The sequence below is a fragment of the Ralstonia sp. 22086 genome (assembly GCF_052045975.1).
Lineage (GTDB): Bacteria > Pseudomonadota > Gammaproteobacteria > Burkholderiales > Burkholderiaceae > Ralstonia > Ralstonia wenshanensis.
Window position 1 is genome coordinate 760025 of sequence record NZ_JBQEPZ010000002.1, and the last position, 19491, is coordinate 779515.

13 protein-coding genes are annotated in these 19491 nt (G+C 65.1%); 6 read left to right on the top strand and 7 right to left on the bottom strand.

Annotation, left to right across the window (positions count from 1 at the left end; genetic code table 11):
- Positions 1–47: 47 nt before the first annotated feature.
- The 3 genes from ACTJK6_RS12490 to ACTJK6_RS12500 form a co-directional block, all read right to left on the bottom strand.
- Positions 48–3170 (bottom strand): efflux RND transporter permease subunit, encoded by a 3123-nt coding sequence (locus ACTJK6_RS12490; protein WP_440839180.1) that lies wholly within the window; start codon positions 3168–3170, stop codon positions 48–50.
- Positions 3167–4282 (bottom strand): efflux RND transporter periplasmic adaptor subunit, encoded by a 1116-nt coding sequence (locus ACTJK6_RS12495; RefSeq protein ID WP_440839182.1) that lies wholly within the window; start codon positions 4280–4282, stop codon positions 3167–3169. Before ACTJK6_RS12495 ends, ACTJK6_RS12490 begins: the two co-directional genes overlap by 4 nt.
- Before the next feature lie 86 nt (positions 4283–4368).
- Complete coding sequence (locus ACTJK6_RS12500) at positions 4369–4983, bottom strand: TetR/AcrR family transcriptional regulator (RefSeq protein WP_440839184.1); 615 nt, start codon at positions 4981–4983, stop codon at positions 4369–4371.
- A gap of 86 nt (positions 4984–5069) precedes the next feature.
- Here ACTJK6_RS12500 and ACTJK6_RS12505 point away from each other — a divergent pair, with 86 nt between their 5' ends.
- The 3 genes from ACTJK6_RS12505 (at position 5070) to ACTJK6_RS12515 (ending at position 10169) form a co-directional block, all read left to right on the top strand.
- Positions 5070–6530: an efflux transporter outer membrane subunit gene (locus ACTJK6_RS12505; RefSeq protein WP_440839186.1), complete on the top strand. Its 1461-nt coding sequence runs from the start codon at positions 5070–5072 to the stop codon at positions 6528–6530.
- Positions 6531–6589: 59 nt separating this feature from the next.
- Positions 6590–7396, top strand: a complete 807-nt coding sequence (locus ACTJK6_RS12510; protein WP_232039988.1) for an oxidoreductase — start codon at positions 6590–6592, stop codon at positions 7394–7396.
- Between the two features lie 661 nt (positions 7397–8057).
- On the top strand, positions 8058–10169 hold the full coding sequence (locus tag ACTJK6_RS12515) for a TonB-dependent siderophore receptor (RefSeq protein WP_440839188.1): 2112 nt from the start codon (positions 8058–8060) through the stop codon (positions 10167–10169).
- Positions 10170–10215: 46 nt separating this feature from the next.
- Here ACTJK6_RS12515 and ACTJK6_RS12520 read toward each other — a convergent pair whose 3' ends face one another.
- A complete protein-coding gene (locus tag ACTJK6_RS12520; RefSeq protein WP_440839189.1) occupies positions 10216–10965 on the bottom strand; it encodes an SDR family oxidoreductase in 750 nt (249 codons plus the stop codon).
- Positions 10966–11077: 112 nt separating this feature from the next.
- On the opposite strand from ACTJK6_RS12520, the gene ACTJK6_RS12525 reads away from it, so the two are divergent.
- From ACTJK6_RS12525 to ACTJK6_RS12535, 3 genes are all read left to right on the top strand, one after another.
- Positions 11078–12016, top strand: a complete 939-nt coding sequence (locus ACTJK6_RS12525) for a LysR family transcriptional regulator (RefSeq protein WP_440839191.1) — start codon at positions 11078–11080, stop codon at positions 12014–12016.
- 209 nt (positions 12017–12225) lie between these two features.
- Positions 12226–12756 (top strand): sunset domain-containing protein, encoded by a 531-nt coding sequence (locus tag ACTJK6_RS12530; protein WP_232039992.1) that lies wholly within the window; start codon positions 12226–12228, stop codon positions 12754–12756.
- 79 nt (positions 12757–12835) lie between these two features.
- Complete coding sequence (locus ACTJK6_RS12535; RefSeq protein ID WP_440839193.1) at positions 12836–14578, top strand: SulP family inorganic anion transporter; 1743 nt, start codon at positions 12836–12838, stop codon at positions 14576–14578.
- Positions 14579–14615: 37 nt separating this feature from the next.
- On the opposite strand, the gene ACTJK6_RS12540 is transcribed toward ACTJK6_RS12535, so the two are convergent.
- The 3 genes from ACTJK6_RS12540 to ACTJK6_RS12550 form a co-directional block, all read right to left on the bottom strand.
- Positions 14616–16376 (bottom strand): virulence factor family protein, encoded by a 1761-nt coding sequence (locus ACTJK6_RS12540; RefSeq protein WP_440839195.1) that lies wholly within the window; start codon positions 16374–16376, stop codon positions 14616–14618.
- Positions 16373–19006: a bifunctional lysylphosphatidylglycerol flippase/synthetase MprF gene (gene mprF / locus ACTJK6_RS12545; protein WP_414561659.1), complete on the bottom strand. Its 2634-nt coding sequence runs from the start codon at positions 19004–19006 to the stop codon at positions 16373–16375. Before mprF ends, ACTJK6_RS12540 begins: the two co-directional genes overlap by 4 nt.
- Positions 19007–19290: 284 nt before the next feature.
- Positions 19291–19485 carry a hypothetical protein gene (locus ACTJK6_RS12550; protein ID WP_253535214.1) on the bottom strand — a complete coding sequence of 65 codons (195 nt, stop codon included), beginning with the start codon at positions 19483–19485 and terminating at the stop codon, positions 19291–19293.
- Positions 19486–19491 lie beyond the last annotated feature (6 nt).

The window sequence follows — 19491 nt, forward strand, 5'->3', positions numbered from 1 at the left end:
CCGAAGGTCGAGAGAGAACGGAGGTAACTAGGGCAGGCTGGGAAAGATTATTCGGGCACCAGCTGGCCTGGGGGCTGCGCCGCTTCGTGCGATGTGGGCTGCGCCTCGGCCGCGTTGCCAGGCCGGATCCTGAACCAGATCGAGTACATCGCCGGCAGGAACACCAGGGTCAGGATTGTGCCTGCGAGCGTTCCGCCGATCAGCGTGTACGCCAGCGCGCCCCAGAACACCGAATGCGTGAGCGGGATGAAGGCCAGGACGGCGGCCAGCGCCGTGAGAATCACCGGGCGGGCACGTTGGACCGTCGCTTCCACAACGGCCCTGAACGGGTCCAATCCCTCGTCCTTGTTGTGCTGGATCTGCCCGATGAGGATGAGGGTGTTGCGCATCAAGATGCCCGACAACGCAATCAGGCCAACCAACGCGTTGATGCCGAACGGCTGCCCAAACAGGATCAGGGTCGGGACCACACCAATCAACCCCAGCGGGCTGGTCAGGAACACCATGACCATCGCTGGAATGGAGCGCACCTGGAAGATGAGGATCAGCAAGGTCACCGCCAGCATGATCGGGAACAGCGGCAGCATGGCCTTCGTCGCCTTGCCCGACTCTTCGATGGAGCCCGCTTGTTCAATGCGGTATCCGCTCGGCAGTTTCTCGATGATCGGGGCAAGCTGCTTGCTGATGGCGGTCGACACATCGGGCGGTTGCAGACCGTCGGCAATATCGCCGCGCACCGTGATGGTCGGCATGCGGTCGCGCCGGCGCATGACGGGCTCTTCCATGCGCACCTCGATCTTGCCGATTTGCGAGAGGGGGATGCGCTGCCCGCTGGCACCGGCCAGTGTGAAGTCTCCAATCTTGGCCGGGTCGAGCCGCACGTTGCCGGCCGAGCGCGCGGTCACCTGCACGGTGCGGATGTCCTCGCGCACCGCCGTCACCGGAACGCCGTTGAGCAGGAATTGCAGTTGCTGCGCAACGGCGCTGGAAGTCAGGCCCACCGCCTGGAGACGGTCTTGCTGCAAGGTGAAGTGCAGCGTCGGTACACGCATGCCCCAGTCCGTGTTGACCGTGCGCATCATCGGGCTGGCGTCCATGACCTGCCGCACGTCGGCGGCGATGCGGCGCAATGTCTGCGCATCCGGGCCGGTCACGCGGTAAGCCACCGGGAACGGCGAATACGGGCCGAACACGAGCTGCGTAACACGCACGCGCGCCTCGGGGGCGAGGCCATCCGCAACGGCCTGACGCAGACGCCGCTTCAGCGCATCACGCTCTTCCTGGCTATCGGTGCGGATCACGATCTTGGCGAACGACGGATCGGGCAACTCTGGCCCCATTGCCAGATAGAAGCGCGGCGCGCCCTGGCCGATATAAGCCGTCACGATCTTGGCTTCCTTCTGCTTGGCGAGCCAGGCTTCGATCTTTGCGGTCGCCACGTCGGTCTGGTTGATCGACGTGCCATAAGGCATCTGCACCTCGACCAGCACTTCCGGGCGATCCGAGATCGGGAAGAATTGCTTCTTAACCACCGCCATGCCCGCAATGGCCAAGGCGAAGAGGCCCACCACCGCGTCCGCGACTAGCCATTTGCGCGCAATCACGCGCCCGAGCAGCACTCGGAAGCGGTTGTAGCGCGGGGTGTCGTAAATCGCATCGTGGCCGCCTTCGACCTTCTTGAAATCGGGCAGCATCTTCACGCCCAGGTACGGCGTGAACACCACCGCGACCACCCAGGATGCAATCAGCGCAATGCCGACAATCCAGAACATGTTGCTGGTGTACTCACCCGCCGTGGATCGCGCAAAGCCGTTGGGCATGAAGCCGACGGCCGTGACCAGCGTGCCCGACAGCATGGGCGCAGCGGTGTGGCTCCACGCATAGGCCGAAGCAGCCACGCGGCTGTAGCCCTCTTCCATTTTCACCACCATCATTTCGATGGCGATGATCGCGTCGTCCACCAACAGGCCCAATGCCAGAATCAACGACCCCAACGTGATGCGATCGAAGTTCTTGCCTGTAGCGGCCATCACCACAAACACCACGGCCAGCGTCAGTGGCACGGCTGCGGCCACCACAAGGCCTGCGCGCCAGCCCATGCTGATAAAGCTCACCAGCATCACCACCAGAAGCGCAGCAAAGAACTTGAGCATGAACTCGTCGACCGCACCGGCGATGTTGACGGCTTGGTCCGTCACCTTGGTCAGACTCATGCCGAGCGGCATGTCCGCATTGATGGCGCCGACTTCCTTGTCGAGTGCCTTGCCCAGATCGAGCCCGTTCCATCCATCGCGCATGACGACGCCCAACAGCAACGCGGGCTGCCCGCCATTGCGCACCATGAATGTGGCGGGGTCTTCATAACCGCGCTTGACGGTGGCGATGTCGGAGAGCTTTAACGTGCGGCCCTGCGAGACCACCGGCGTATCGCGAATCTTCTGTAGTTCATCGAATGCGCCATCCAAGCGGATGAACACCTGTGGCCCTTTCGTTTCGACCGAGCCGGCGGCCGTCAGCGCATTCTGGCTGTTGAGCGCGGCAAACACGTCTTGCGGGCTCACGCCGAGCGTCGCCAGCCGGTCATGTGAGAACTCGACGTAGATGCGCTCGGACTGTTCGCCGATGATGTTCACCTTCTTCACGCCCGACACATGCAGCAGGCGCTGGCGCAGAGTCTCCGCATCGCGCACGAGCGCACGTTGCGGCTCGCCTTGTGCCTTGAGTGCAAACAATGCAAAGGTCACGTCCGAATATTCGTCATTGACGATCGGCCCGATCACGCCGGACGGCAGGTTGCCCACCTCGTCGCCGACCTTCTTGCGCGCTTGATAAAACTCTTCTTGCACCTCCGACGGCGGGGTGCTGTCGAGCAAAGTCAGCGTGGTGAACGCCAAACCGGGGCGGGTGTACGTTTCGGTGCGGTCGTACCAGCGCAATTCCTGCATGCGCTTTTCGATCTTCTCAGCCACCTGGTCCTGCATTTCCTGCGCGGTGGCGCCGGGCCACACGGTGACGATGTTCATCACCTTGACCGTAAACGCCGGGTCTTCCGCACGGCCCAGCTTGAAGAAGGAAATCAGCCCCGCCAGCGAGATCAGGCAGATGAGGAACAGCGTGACGGCACGCTCGCGAACGGCAAGCGCCGATAGGTTGAAGCGGCCCGGGCTCACAGTCGCACTCCCGCGATGGCGGTGCCGGTGCCCTGCCCGGCCACGCGGACTTGCTGGCCCTCACGCAGCAGTTGTGCGCCAAGCGTGACGATCCGGTCGCCTTGTTTGACCTGGCCGGCAACCCGAGCATCTTCGTCACCAAGACGCACGATGGTGATGGAGCGCCACGACACCTTGGCCGGATCACCCTGGATGAGCCACACACCGGGGCCCTTGCCGGCATCGAATACCGCGCCTAGGGGCACCTGCAAGTCGCCTTGCGCTGTCGCCTGCCGCTCAGGAATCTGGATCGTGACGGTGGCACCCAACGGCGCGGTGGCGAGTTCGCCGTCCAACACATAGCGTGCTTCGTACGTGCGGGTCAGCCGATCGGCAGCATCCGATAGTTGCCGCAGCTTGGCGGGCGTGCCACCGCTTTCCTTGCCGAACAACGTGGCCTGTGCGACCGAGCCGATCGCAGGCCGCAACGTCTCCGGCAACTGGACCACCGCTTCACGACGGCCGGCACGCGTCAAGCGCACAACCGCCTGCCCGGCGTTGACCACTTGGCCGGGCTCGGCCAGCGTTTCCATGACCACGCCGTCGCCATCGGCAACCAGTTCTGCATAGCGGCTGGCGTTGCGCGCGACGTCAGCCTGCGCTTCAGCGGCACTCAGTTGCGCTTTGGCTGCGTCCGCCGCGGCCTTGGCTTGGTCGTAAGCGGAGGCGGAAATCGCCCCCGTGCCGCGCAAGTCGCGGTAGCGCGCTTCGTCTTCCGACGTCTGTTGCGCGCGTGCCCGCGCGGCGGCCACGGCTTCTTGCTGCGCATGGGCGGCGAGCTTCAGATCTGCCGGATCGATGCGCATGAGCGGCTGGCCCCGCTTGACGGTTTGCCCTGCGTCCACGAGTCGTTCCAGCACCTTGCCGGGCACGCGGAATCCGAGGTCGCTCTGCACCCTGGCAGCCACGACGCCTGTGAACGAGCGCGATGCAGACGCCACGGGCCGAACAAACGCGGCGCGCACCAGAGGCGCCTCGGTGCGCGGGTCGGCGGGAGCTTTTTCGCCGCAAGCGATCAACGCCAGCGGCAACGCGAGAGCAGCGGTAGCGGAAACAAAGCGACGCGAAAGCATGAAAACCCCATCGACAAGATGATCTGGGCTTCCATTCTTGTTCTTGTGACCGATTTAGTCAATAGTCACAAAGAAAAATCTTCGTGTCAGGGGGAGAGACTCCGCAGCACAAGACTGGAAAGCAATCCGGGCGCCGTCTCCGTGTAATCAAAGCTGTACTGCAGAAGCAACGGATTCATGTAGGGACGCATGACCAGGGAGATGGCCGCGGTGGTCTCGTCCAGCGGCGTCTTGCGCTCGAAATCTCCGGTCTCCCTGCCCTCCTGCAGCACGTCGCGCAGCAGTTGCTGGATGCGGCCCTCGTAGGCAATCACCGACTGCCACCGCTCGGTCGCAGCCGAGGCAGCGATTTCGTACAGCTTACGGTCGTGGGAAAACAGCCGAAGGCTGGATTCCGTCAAGGCTTTGAACATGCGGCGCAGCTTCTCGGGCGGGGAATCCGCCTCCGCCAGGGCGGCATTCACGTCGGCCTCGATCTCGCGCAGGCAGTTGGCGCAAATCATCTCGCCAATGGCCTGCTTGGACTCGAAGAACTTGTAGATGTAGGCCTTGGAAAAACCGATGGCCTTGGCCAGATCGGACACGGCGGTCTTCTCGTAGCCATAGCGGCTGAAGTGCTCGGTGGCGGCGGCGACGATCTGGTCTCGCACATCGTGGTCCGCCGGGCCACGGGCGGAGACGGGGTAGGAAGGGGTCTTCATGGGCGTCAGCTTACGCGAGTCGCTATAGTTGAACAACTTGTGACCAATTTGTACTATAGTCACTAAAAATTTCGATGGACCTCACCATGTTGCCAAAACAAGCCTCTGCGGCCCTCCTCCTTGCAGGTCTAGTGGCCGGATGTGCGGTCGGCCCCGACTATGTGAAGCCCGATGCACCGGTTCCGGAACGATTCCAAGGCCAGACGGCGGTCGAGCAACGCACGGCCAATGCAACAGCGGATCTATCCACATGGTGGGCAGGTTTCGGCGATCCGCTACTCATCAGATTGGTACAGCTCGCACTAGAACAGAACCTGGACCTTGCCCAGGCGTTCGCCCGCGTTACGCAAGCGCGCGCTGGCCTAGGTGCCGCCAATGCCGCGTTGCTGCCCTCGGGCAATCTCACGGGGCAGGCCGCGCGTGCGTACCAGTCTGTCGAAACGCCCTTAGGCCGCGTGTTGAATTCAAGACCCGGCTTCGACCGCTACGGCAACGCGTTTGAGGCCGATGCCAACGCAAGCTGGGAGCTGGACGTATTCGGCGGACTGCGCCGCGGCCGAGAGGCAGCATTGGCCGACTATCAGGCCTCCCAGGCAGGCGCAGTCGCCACACGGCTGGCAGTGGCCGCGCAGACCGCTGATATCTACATCACCATTCGTGGCTTGCAAACGCGCCTGAAGGTGGCCCGCCACCAGGTGCAAACACAAGAGGAATTGCTCTCCACCATCAACCTGCTATACGGCAAGGGGCTGGCAGCCGAGCTTCAGGTCAGGCAGGCCGAAGGCGCGCTCGCGCAGGTGCGCGCCTCCATTCCGCAACTTGAGGCGGGCGTTGATGCTTCGATGAATGCGCTGGACGTGATGCTCGGGTCGGTCCCGGGCACGCACCGCGCGGAGCTGATGGAAGACAAAGACATCCCGGCCGCTCCGCAAATTGCCATCAGCGGATCCCCAGGCGAACTGCTGCGGCGCCGCCCCGACCTCATCGTTGCTGAACGCCGCCTCGCTGCTTCCAACGCGCGCATCGGCGTCGCCATCGCGGAGTACTACCCGAAGCTCTCGCTCAGCGGCCTGCTCGGCAGCGCCACATCGATAGGCGCTGGAAGTCTGTTCGGCAGCGGTGCCAGCCAATTTGCGGGCGTGCTCGGCCTGCGCTGGCGCTTGTTCGACTTCGGCCGCATCAACGCGCAGATCGATCAAGCCAAGGGGCAAGAAGCGGAGATGCTGGCTGCGTACCGGCTCGCGGTGTTGCGCGCCACGCAAGATGTGGAGGACGCCTTCTCCGGCCTCGTCAAACGCGAGGAGCAAGCCACGGTGCTCGCGCAAGGCGTGGATTCGCTGAGCCGCGCGCGGAATGCTTCATTTGCGGCGTACCAAAAAGGCGTCGTCAGCCTGATCGAAGTCCTGCAGGCAGACGAGAGCCTCTTGCGTGCCTCGGACGCACGCGCCCAAGCCCAAACGGAATCCGCGCGTGCCGCTGTAGCGGCATTCAAGGCGCTGGGCGGTGGCTGGCAGCCCGATACCCCGACCACTGTCGCCAGCAAATAGACCGCTGGCAAAACCCGATTTATCGCAGCTCCCATTCACCCATACACAAAGAAACTGCCATGTCGAATTCCAAAGTTGTTGTCATTACCGGCGTGTCCTCCGGCATCGGCCGTGCCACCGCCGCAAAGTTTGCCCTGCGCGGGTGCCGCGTATTCGGCACCGTGCGCAACATCGCTCGCACTCAACCGATCGCCGGTGTTGAACTGATCCAGATGGATATCCGTGATGAAGCCTCTGTCCAGCGTGGAATCGAGACGATCATCGCGCAGGCCAAGCGCATCGATGTGCTCGTCAACAGCGCCGGCGTGGCTCTGCTCGGCGCGACAGAAGAAACGTCGGTTGCCGAAGCCCAGACGCTATTCGATACCAACGTGTTCGGCATCTTGCGCACCACGCAAGCCGTATTGCCGCACATGCGCGCGCAACGCTCGGGGCGCATCGTCAACATCAGCTCGGTGCTCGGCTTCCTGCCGGCGCCCTACATGGGCCTGTATTCGGCATCCAAGCACGCGGTGGAAGGAATGTCCGAGACGCTGGATCACGAAGTGCGCAAGTTCGGAATCCGTGTGGTGCTTGTCGAGCCGTCATTCACCAAGACCAGCCTGGATGTCAACGCGCCTCAAGCGGTTTCCAAGGTCTCCGCCTACGACGCGGAGCGCGGCATCGTTTCTCAGGCGATTCAAAAAAGCGTCCAGAAGGCGCCGGACCCCGATGGTGTCGCAAGCACCATCGTCGATGCTGCACTGGGGGCATGGAAGATGCGCCGCACACCAAAAGGCGAGGCATCTCTTCTGAGCAAGCTGCGCCGTTTCATGCCGGCTGGCCCCGTTGACTCGAGCCTGAGAAAAACGTTCGGACTCTCCTAAAGCGCGTTGCCACGGGTGCGCTCACTCCCACCCCGAATCTCAACAATGTTCACCGTGAGTCCGGAACCTCGGACGTGCGGCCCGAAAACATCTTGAAAAAACCTCATCAAATCTGCCCCGCCATGGAAGCTTGACGACGCATCCTGTCAGGCATCGCGGCACGGTACGTCTCTGCCCCCAAAGCCGCGCATGGCATGGTTCCTGCACACCGCGTTGCGCCGTACCACCAAAAAAATTCGGGGGACTTGCGTGATGAAGGGGCAGTACACACGGGAATTTCGCTCACCAAGAGAGATGTGCGCAGGGGCTCACGCCAGGCAGCGGCGCGGTGTTTTTCAGCGCCGCTATCGAGCCGGAGCCGCGCCCGCCAGGGTGCCCGCAGACCCCACTGCCTGATCTGTTCAGGATGTGCTCGAAGTGCCGCTGCGCCGCGTGCATCAGTGCCATGCGGCCATTTAAAGCCTTCGCATGCGCTGCGGCGCAGGCCTGCCTGCCGCCGCGCACGGGTCGCACATGGCATAGGGTGCGGCTGCTCGGTCTTGCCGCGCTGTTCGCTGTGCAGAGCGCCCACGCTGCACCGCAAGACACATGGGATTTCTCCATTGAGCGAGCGCCCTTGGAGCGCGTGTTGATGGAAATCGCTCGCGTGAGCGGACAGCCCATGTCGTTTCCCTCCGGCCTCGCGAAAGACCTGTTCGCTGGCCCGGTTCGCGGCACCATGTCGGCCCAGGAGGCGGCGGAGCAGGCTCTAAAAAACAGTGGGCTGCAACTGACCACGCTGACCGACAACACGTTGACCATCGTGGGCGCCCCCGAGGCGCCGCGCGACATCGGGACCCTGCCGCCCGCCGAGGTACGCGCGAGGACGGGCAGCGACTTTGCCGCGTTCACAACCGGCTTCGCCACGCACATCGAGACGCCCATCACGAGCGTGCCCCATGCCGTCAGCGCGCTCACGAGAAACCTGCTCGCAAGCCAGAATGCGCCGTCGATTGGAGATGCCCTGGCGCTGGCCGGTGTCTCGTCCATGTCGCTCGATCCCACGGCCGCCCCCCGCTACGCCACCCGGGGTTTCATGACAGGACAGATCACGGTCGATGGGCAGCCCGACAAGATGGCTTCGCTGAGACCTGTCGAGGCGGTCGAAGATGTTTCGGTGATCAAGGGCGCGCATGCCGACATCGGTGGCACCCCAACAGCCGTTGGCGCCATCAATGCCAACCTCAGGGCACCCGCGGTCATGCCGCAGCGAACGGTGACCGTGGAAATCGGCTCGCATGCCGAGCGCAAGGCCGTGGTGGATCTGGCCGGCCCCATCGGATCGACCGACCTGTCTTACCGGACAGTGGCGTTGCAGGACACGACGGCTAACAGTGATTCGGGATACGCCGGTCGCCGCAAGAGCTACGGGCTGGCGGCGCTCGGCTGGCGAGATGCCGCAACGGAAGTCACGGTCGGGCTCGAATCCGCAACCAGCCGTCAGCCCATGCCGCCGGCCACGTTTGCGCTGAATGGCGCACCGGTCCGGCTGGCCCTGCAAAGCCCGCTGGGCAATGCCGACGACAACGTGCAGTCCCGCGCGAGCCGCGGCTACTACAAGGTGTCGCGCACCCTCTCCGACGATTGGTCGTTGCACTCACGCGGCACGTACGAAGCGCTCAGCCAACAATCCGTGCTGTGGCATTTGGCCCCGGTGATCAACAACACCGCGCCCTCGCTGACGTTCAATCTGGGCGACCGCAGCGACAACACTGCGTGGGCCATTTCAAATGAGTTGACGGGCAAGTTCGCACACGGGCTGTTCGAGCACGCGTTGACGCTGGGTTGGGACGAGTTCCACGAGCGGCAGGACATGGCCTTTGCGTCAACTCCCGCGCTCATGCCCCAGAATCCGTTTGCGCCGGTCGCACTGCCGCCGGCCACCTTCGTGCCGGGCCTGCAGGTTTCGCAGTCGGTGCGGCAGTCGGTGTTTCGCGTGCGCGACCAGATTGCCATTGGCGAGCGTTGGGAACTGTCCGGCGCCCTATACGTGAATGATTACGTCGCCAAACTGCCGCGCGCGCAGCTTCAGGGCACCGCCTGGACACCGTCGCTGGGCCTGCTCTACAAGCTCACGCCGCATACCGCCTGGTTTGCCGATTACTCGCGCGGTTTCCGTCTCAACACCAGCTACTTCGACCCATACCAAGCCTTGTTGCCTGAGCGGAGTCGCCAGCTGGAAACCGGTCTGCGCTGGGCAGATGCCAACCGTGGGCTGACGACGCAGGCTGCGCTGTATCGCATCGATGCGCACAACGTGAGACTCGTGGATGTGGCACCCGCCGGCTACGACACGCAAATCGCCCAACAGAGCAGCGAAGGGCTGGAAGTCTCGATGCAAGGTGCCGTCACCAAGGGCTTGGACACTTCGCTATGGGTCGCACTGTCTCGCGTATCGGGCACGCTGACTACGGGATACCTGCCGCAAGCGCCATTCCTGAGCGGCGCGGTTTGGACGACGTACACCATGCAGGCAGGCCCATTGAAAGGCGCAGGCGCGGGGATTGGCGTCACCGGGCAACGCGGCGCCCCGTGCTACGGCGACACCCCGTTTCGCATGCCCGGTTTCGTGCGCATCGACACCAGCCTCTTCTGGCACCAGAAATCCTGGAGCGTCGATCTCTTCGCGCGCAACCTCTTCAATATCCGCGCTTACGGCAACGCGCAGTCCGGAAACTTCATCCCCGTTCAGCCCGGCCGCACGCTGACACTGCGCGTGACCCACAACTTCTGACGTTGGCCGGCCAAGCCGAATCGGGCACACGCGCCAAGGGATGGGCTTAAAGCTGGCTCATGCCGCCGTCGGCAACGATCTCCGTGCCAACAATGAAGGCCGATTCCGGCGCCGACAGATGCAGCACGGTCGATGCAATCTCTTCCGGCTGACCGAAGCGGCCCAGCGGTACCTGGCCCTGGATCTGCGCGGCGGTGGCGGCCAGCGTGTCGGCATCCAGCCCGAGCTTGCCGTACAGCGGCGTTGTCACCGGACCGGGGCTGACCACATTCACGCGGATGCCCGAGCCGACCAGCTCACCCGACAGCGTCTTCGCCAGCGAGATCAGCGCTGCCTTGCTCGCAGCATAGACCGATGAATTCGGCATGCCGATGTGCGCGTTGATGGAGCCGTTCAGCACGATCGACGTGCCCTTGTTGAGGATCGGCAGCAGCGCCTGGATCTGGAAGAACGCGCCCTTCACATTGGCGTTGAAGGTGGCGTCCCAAAGCGCCTCGTCCACATCCGGGACGGCGGCAAACCGGGCCATGCCAGCGTTGATGAACACGGCATCCAGACGCACGCCGGCCTCCTGCAACTGGCGGGTCAGCTCGCGTGCGGCCGCCACGGTGCCGGTTTCATTGCGGATGGCGATGGCGTTGTTGCCGAGCGCGGCGCGCGCCGTTTCCAGCGCGGCGGCGTCCCGGCCGGTAATGACCACGCGGGCGCCTTCGCGCACAAATGCCTGGGCGGCTGCCAGGCCAATACCGCTGTTGCCGCCAGTGACCAGAACGGTCTTGCCTGCGAAGCGATTCATGATGTCCTCCAGTAGGAAAGTTGAACTTGAACAATCGCGTGACTTCAGTGTGGACGCGGGCAAGCGGTTTGCCATACGATCCGGACGATGAACACGTTCGAAGGAATTGCACATGTTGACGGACGAAGAATTGGCCCTGCTCGAGGCCATCCGGCAAACGGGCAGCCTGTCGCGTGCGGCGGCGCAACTGGGCAAGGCGCCGTCGACCGTGTCGTATGCCGCGCGACAGTTGGAGCAGCGCTTCGACGCCCTGCTGTTTGATCGGCGCCGCTACCGGCTGCAGCTCACGCGCGCCGGACAGTTGCTGACGGAAGAAGCCGCGCGGCTGGCGCAGGATGTGTCGCGCGTGACGCAGCGCGTGCGTCAGGTGGCCAACGGTTGGGAAGACCGCCTGTGGATCGTGACGGACGAGCTGCTGGAGTTCGAATCGCTCATGCCCGTGATGCACGCGTTTGATGCGCTGCAATCGGGCGTGGCGCTGCGCGTGACGCACGAGGTGCTGGCCGGCACTTGGGAGGCGCTGCGCGATGGCCGAGCCGATCTCGTCATCGGGGCCACGAATGAGCCGCCGTCCATCCCGAACCTCGGGTGGTTCGAGCTGGGCGTGGTGGAGTGGGTGTTTGCCGTGTCGCCACGGCATCCGCTCGCAGCCATCGACGCGCCACTTACGCGCGAGGAAATCGCCCGGCATCGCGCCGTGGTGGTGGCCGATTCGGCGCGAACCACCGCCGGCCGCGCCTACGGCATGCTCAGCGGGCAACCTACGCTGGCCGTGCCCAGCATGCGTGCCAAGACGCTGGCCCAACGCGACGGCCTGGGCGTCGGTTGGCTGCCGAGACACCGCGTGTCGTCATTGCTCGCGCGTGGCGAACTGGTAGAAAAGCGCACCACCGATCCGCGCGAGCCCAACCTGCTCTACGTCGGCTGGCGCAGCAGCAAAGGTGAACGCGACGGCGACGGAGAAGGCCGCGCACTGCAATGGTGGCTTGAACAACTACGGCAGCCCCGCCTGGCCAAGCGGCTGGTCCAGGGGATCGACGCATTCGCCTGAAACTTCGCCGGGCCACGTGATCTTGCCTATGCTGGGATGGCGCCGGCGCCGCATCGCCCGTCGGCGCAACACAAGCGATGCCGACTGTTGCGGAATGATCAGCGCCGCTACGTTTGTCTTCTGACAAACCCTCGGGTGGGTCAACGCGCGCTGTCGGCCAGCGTTAATCGATCACGCACGTATCTCCGTGCCTCGTTGAGGGTCTCGTTATGAAACTGTCTGCGTTGATGTTTTCAATGGGTGCGCTGGTGATGGGCTCGGCGTTTGCGCAGGGCACCGCCGCGCCCGCCACCGCACCGGCAGCGGCCCCGGCGGCCGTCCACGCGGTCTGCAAGGATGGCACGCCGTATAGCGGCGCGACGCTCAAGGGCGCTTGCCGCGGCCATGGTGGCGTCGACAAGAAAGCCAGCGCAGGCGGTGCACCTGCTGCCGCGCCCGCAGCACCGGCTCCGGCCAAACCTGCAGCCGCAGCGCCTGCTGCACCTGCCGCTGCTCCGGCTCCGGCTCCGGCTCCTGCCGCCAAACCCGCAGCCGCAATGCCTGCCAAGCCTGCGGCCGCCGCAGGCACCGTTGCCCCCGGCGGCGGCCCCGACAAGGTATGGGCCAATGCCAGTACCAAGGTCTATCACTGCCCGGGCGATCGCTATTACGGCAAGACCAAGCAGGGGGAATACATGACCGAAGCCGACGCAAAGGCCGCCGGCATGCGCCCGAGCCGCGGCAAGGCCTGTACCAAGTAAGACACGCCTGACGCAAACCCGCACGCCGCGGCCCACCCGGGTCGCGGCGTCGTCCATTTCAGCCTGATCACCGCATCGCATGCCCCCCAGCAACGAACATCCCGCCGCCGCACTGCAACACCCAGAGGGCTTTGCCCCGCTGGATGCACCGCCACAACCGCCACAGCAGCGCGTGGTGCGCGACGTGATCGCCGGGTTCTCGATTGCGGGCCTGTTGCTGCCCGAAGCCGTTGCCTACGCAGGCATCGCCAGCCTGCCGCCGCAGGCCGGGCTGATCGCATTGCTGTGCGGGCTTGTGGTCTATTCGCTGGTCGGCACGAGCCGCTTTGCCATTGTCTCGGCGACGTCGTCATCCGCCGCCGTGCTGTTTGCGACGGTGCTATCGGAGCCTAGCGGTAACGGCGCGACGGCGCTCACGATGGCGGCGGCGCTCATCATCGCAACGGGCGTACTGTTCATCCTTGCCGGCGCGGCGCGGCTGGGCGGCATGTCGGATTTCATCGCGCGGCCGGTGCTGCGCGGCTTCACATTTGGGCTGGCGCTGACGATTGCCGTCAAGCAGTTGCCCAAGATCCTCGACGTGACGGTGCACCACAGCGACACGCCACGCATCGCGCTGGACCTCATCACCAGTGCGGCCGGTGCGAACCCGTACAGCACGACATTGGGAGCCGTCTCACTCGCGCTGCTCTTCGGCCTTGGGCGCTGGGGGCGCATTCCGGCCACGCTGGTCGTCATCGTGCTGGCCATCGCGGCCGGCTACTGGATCGACTGGCACAGCTACGGCATTGCCGTGGTCGGCCATATCGACCTGCAGAACATCAGCTTCGGCGTGCCTGCACTGAACCGGGTGCAATGGATGGAAAGCGCTGAACTGGGCTTTGCGCTCATGCTGATCCTCTATGCCGAGTCCTACGGCTCGATCCGCAACTTCGCGCTCAAACACGGCGATGGCATCTCCGCCAACCGTGACCTCGTCGCGCTGGGCTGCGCGAATCTGCTCTCGGGCCTGCTGCACGGCATGCCCGTCGGCGCAGGGTATTCAGCCACGTCCGCCAACGAAGCCGCGGGCGCGCAATCCCGTCTGGCCGGGCTGTGCGCAGCAGCCGTGGTGGCGCTGATCGTGTGGTTGTTCCTGCCGCAGCTCGCGCGGATTCCCGAGCCGGTGCTGGCGGCCATCGTGATCTTTGCGGTGAGCCATTCGCTGCATCCGTCTGTGTTCAAGCCTTACTGGACCTGGCGCCGCGATCGGCTGGTGGTGATTGCCGCGTTGCTGGCCGTACTGGTTCTGGGCGTGCTGCATGGGCTGCTGGCGGCCATTGGCGTGAGCTTGCTGCTGACGCTGCGCCAGCTCTCGGAGCCTAACGTGAGCGTGCTGGGGCGCCTGCGCGAAAGCCACGATTTTGTCGATGTGTCTCTGCACCCGGAAGCCAAGGCCGTCCCTGGCGTGTTGATCGTCCGGCCGGAAGTGCCGCTGTTCTTCGCCAACACCGAACGCGTGCTCGGCACGGTGCGCGCCATGCTGCAACAGCCGCACGAGCCTGCGCTGCGCACCGTCATGATCAGCCTGGAAGAAACACCGGACGTCGACGGCTCGGCCATCGAGGCGCTGCGCATCTTTGCGGCCGAATGTGCGGCGCGCGGCCTGCAACTGATGCTGGTGCGGCTCAAGCCGCGCGCGCTGACCGGCTTGGAGCGCGCCACCGACAACACACTGCGCACCGAGATGCTGCATGAGCTGAGCGTGGATGAGTGCGTGCAATCGCTGGCGACAGCGCCCAGCACACCCGTCGGTGCCCCTGTCGACAACGCCAGGGCATGACACGCTGCGCGCCGCGCATCAGCCCGGAACCGGCAGGTCAGCGCGGATTGCCCGATGCACGCGCGCCTTCCAGGATGATGCGCGCCAGCTTGGCGTAATCGCCATCAAAATGATGGCCGCCCGGCAGCTTCACAAGTTGCACCTGCTTCGGGTCCAGGCCTGGGCAGTTGGTGTCCTTCTCTTCCTTGCCGTAGATGCACATGCCCAGGCCCGCCGGCAGCTTCTGCACCTCGGGCAGGATCGGCAGGCCAGACGCGCTGCTCGACACCCAGTTGGTCATGTGGAACTCAAAATCGGCGCGCTTGCCCAGGCCCATCATCACAGCCAGCGCAACATGCTCGCGCGATGCCGCCGGCAAACGGTTGACGATGAAAGGCAGCACGTCTGCGCCCTGCGAATAGCCGATCAGCAAAGCCTTCTGCTTCTTCCAGCGCGCCGCGTAAAAGCGCACGAGGCGATCCATGTCGGCGACGGCGGAGGCTGGCGTACGCGGCGTCCAGAAGTAGCGCAGCGAATCGATGCCCACCACGGGCACGCCGGACTTGGACAGCGCAGCCGCGACCTCCTTGTCGAGCCCGGCCCAGCCGCCGTCACCCGAGAGCAGCACTGCGAACAGCTCGGATGATGTACCGGGCTGCGCGGGCACTTCGATGATCGGCAAGTCGGATACCGCTGCGGGCGGCGGCGGGGGCGGCGGTTTGCGTTGGGCGACAAGCTTGGCGAAAGCAGTCTTGAACGGCTCGCTGGCTGTCACCGGCGGTGCATTGGCAGCCGACGCGGCGGCCGGCAACGCCACCGATTGCGCCCCCGAAATCGTATCGATGAAGGCTTGCGTGGCACGCGCTTCGCACAGCGGACCGGAGCGGTGTGCAAACGACGTCGGCGTGGCCGATTGCAGTACCACCCACGGCGCAGACAATTTCGTGGCCGGCAGCAGCACCACCCCGGCGTTCTCGGGCGGCTTGACGCGCTTGGCCGTGGTGCGACTCTCGCTCATGCGGCGGCTGAAGTGCACGCCCTCGCCCTTGCATAGCGGCTTGCGAAGTTCCAGCACGGGGCAGAATTCCATCGACATGGCCGCGGCAAAGATATTCGGGCGCGCCTGGGCAATCATGGCGTAGGCCAGCGCCCCGCCTTCGTTGTCGCCCACGAGAATGGGCGGGTAATAGCCCGGCACCTTCTCGTAGGCCTGCAGGAAACGGCTGAAGTTTTCGAGGTCGCCATCGGGGAAGGCGCAATCGCCCAGGTCAGCCTCCAGGCTCGCGAACAGCGCGGGCGTGGACAGACCGGCCACCAATGCGCCCTGCTGTGCGAGGCTTTCTGCCATGCGCGATGCGGCGGGCGTCCAGCCCAGGTCACCCGAGAGCATCAGCACGACGGAGCGGATTTCACCCTTCGGCTTGTAGACCGGCACATCGCGAAAGCGCCCGTGCGTGACAAACTCGACGGCGCCGGGCGCCGCCGCAGCCGTGGCGGGCGCCACCACCGGCAGCGACAGCACGCCGCCATTGGCAGCCTTGTTGGCGGTGACGGCTGCGGCGCTCATCTGCAGGCGAGGCGGCATGTCGCCGCGCGGCGGCGCAGCCACAACCCCGCTGGCGCCCGTCATGCCGACGGGCGGCACCAGCACCGGACCTTGCACGGGCGTAGGCTTGGCTGCTGCCGGAGCATCGGCAGCGATGGCCCAGGACGCGGCCAGCACCATGCCGACCGCACTCAAATGCCCAGCCCAACGCAAGCCTTTGCGTAGTACTCCCCGATGCCGCGCCTCTTGCGTGCGCGGTGCTTGCCAACTCATTTGGAGATCACTCCCTTCAAGCCGCCGCCGATCAGCGCGGCAACGTCCGTCAATGTGAACAGCGGCGCAATCCCGCCACGCGCGAGCAGGTAGCGGGCTTCCCACACCGGCTCGAACTTGTCTTTGAAATTGCGCAGCCCTCTGAAATTGTAGAAGCGCGCGCCATGCCGGAACATCATCCGTCCGAAGCGGTGCCAGCGCGGCGCAAGCTGATGCTCAACCATGCCCGACATCGGCGCCATCCCCAGACCGAAACGCTGATACCCCTGCGCCTGGAAGTGCAGGATGACCTTGCCGAACAGGAAATCCATCGTGCCCGGCGGCACATTGCTGCGATAGCGCATCAGGTCGACGCTCGCCTCGATGCGCAGCACGTCTGGACACATCAGCGTGGCAAACGCCAGGATGACACCCTCACGGCGCACCACGGCCACGGGCTGGCTACAGATGTAGCGGTCGTCAAATGCGCCGAGCGAAAAGCCTTTTTCGCGCGCGTTCTGGTTGCGCAGCCATTCATCGGAGATGGTGCGCAATTCGTCCAGCACGGTCGGCACCTCTGCCGTGGGGACGATCTCGAACGACAAGCCTTCGCGCTCGCCGCGCGTGACGCCGTGGCGCAGGTTGGCGCGGCGCGAGCCCTTCAGGCTGAACTCGGGCAGCGACACATACGCCTCTTCGCCTAGCTTGTAGGCGCGCAGCCCCGCGTCGAGATACAGCGACAGCGTCTGCGGGCGCGTCTTGTAGAACGCGGCGCGCCCGCCATGCGCATCCGCCATTTCGATAAAGCGCCAGATCAGCTCGGGCCATTCCTGCTGCGCGCCCACGGGGTCGGACAGCGCCACCCACGAGCGCCCCTGCTTGGCATACATGATGAACGCGTTGCCCGACGGCGAGAACAGCAGGCTCTTGTCGCCCATCAGCGCGAGCGTGGCATCGGCAGCAGGCTGCTTGCGGATGATCTCGGCCGCGCGGGCGAGTTCTTCGTCGCTCGGGAAAGTCGTAACGCCGGGCTCCTTGCGAAAGAGCTGGCGCATGCCGAACCCGAGGCCGGTCACGGCCACCGCCATCAGCGCGCGGATGGAGCGCGGCGCATCGCCGTCAAACGTAAATTGCCACCAGAGCTGGTTGGCGTAGGCGACCTCGCGGTAGGCGAAGAAGAGGATCCACACGCACGCCGCGAACACGCAAAGCATGGCGAGCAGCCACCCCGCCTCCAGCCGTTGCGAGAACAGCGACGACGGCCGATCAAACTGCCGGCGCGAGATGACGAGCAGCACCGCCAGCGTCACCAATACCGCCATCTCCGACACGGCAATGCCCTTGGGCAGCGCCAGCACGCCGGTCAGCAGCGACAGCACCAGCGCCGCCCACCACGCGGCATCCAGCCGGTGCAGCAGCCCGCGTGCGACAAACAGCATGATGAGGCCCGCCACGCTGCCGATCATGTGCGAGGCTTCCACCACGAACAGCGGCACGTGCATGCGCAGGAGGTCTTCGGCTTCGTCCGTGGCGGGGGTGACGCCCGAGACGAGCAGCATCACGCCTGCCACCATCGTCAGCGCGGCCAACAGCCCCGGCGACAGCTTGACCGCTGCGCGGCCAAACGGTGCCCCGGCGCCGGAGCGCAACTCGAACACGCCGAGCATGGCGGCAGCCACGACCAGCGGCAGCAGGAAATAGATGGCACGGTAGAACAGCAGCGCGGCCAGAACCTCTGCCGGCGGCGCCTGGCCGCTGCAGCCCAACAGAATGACGGCTTCAAACACGCCCAAACCGCCCGGACTCTGGCTCAGCACGCCCAGCGTGACCGCCAGCGCGTAGAACGCGACAAACGTGGGCAGATCGACGGCGCCTGCCGGCATCAATACCCACAGCGCGGCCGCGGCCGCACTCATATCCGCCGCAGAGATCGCGAACTGCCGCGCTGCCAGCCCCGCCGGCGGCAGGCGGATCTCCCAACGGCCGAACAGCGTCACGTGGCGCCGCCGCATGCACAGCACCAACAACGCCACGACGCCGGCCAGCACCAGCAACGCCACGACTTCAAGCAACGCCGCCGGCAAATGCGCAATGGCCGCGATATGCGGGGCACCCCACAACAGCCCGACCGCCCCAAAGGCCGTGGTGGACACGCCCAGCGCGCCCGCATCAAAGGCCACCGCCTCTGTCACGCGCGCCGGGTCAAGCCCTGCCGCTGTATACAGGCGCGTGCGCACCGCCCCCGCCGTCAGCGAACCGAGGCCGACGGTATTGCCCAGCGCATAGGCAATGAACGAGGTCGTGGCCACCGTGGCGGGTGCGACATGCGCAGCCGCATAGCGCAGGCCGGACGCGTCGTAGCCGGTCAGGGCGACGTAACTCAGCGCCGTGGCCAGCATGGCCAGCAACAGGTGCGAGCGCGGCGTGGCCTGCAGCGCGGCAACCATGTCTGCGTAGTGCACATGGTCGAGCAGCGCATACAGGCTGTCGAACACCAGCGCGCCAAGCACGAGCACAACACCGATCACCATCCAGCCAGCAACGCCAAAGCTGGAGTCGGACGGCGCGGGCGTGGCGGGCGCGTCATGCGCAGTGCGGGCCGGTGATCGGCGTGATGTTGGACTGGCGTCGTTGGACGCGGCGTCAGGCATGGTGAAAAACGAAATCCTGCTGGCTTGGCGGAGTGCCGGGTGGAGGCGATATACGAATCCAGGCACGCAAAGGCGGGAGAGCGCGGCAAGCCAAACCGCCCAAGCCCACGCTCGGCGCGGTGTCGACGTCTTGATTGGACCCTGACCTACCGGCACGCGCATGTCGCGCACACCGGTTTTCTCGCGACCCGCGCTTCAAACGGCGCGTGTGCTGGATTCGCACGTTGTTTGTGGCCTACGTAATACGGCTGAAGCGGCCGATGCGTTGACACACGGTCTGCATTTTACGGTTTGGGCGCACTCCCCGGCGCCTTTGGCGGCACATCGGGCTTGCCGGCATCGACGGAAACCGGGTCGCTGGCAGGAAAGGTTTCTTCAATGCCCTCGTCGAGCAGGGCTTCCTCGTGCGTATCGGCCACGGGCGGATGCGGGTTGGCGGGCGCCGGGGTGGGTGAGGCGCGATCGTCTGGCTCTGGCATGGCGTT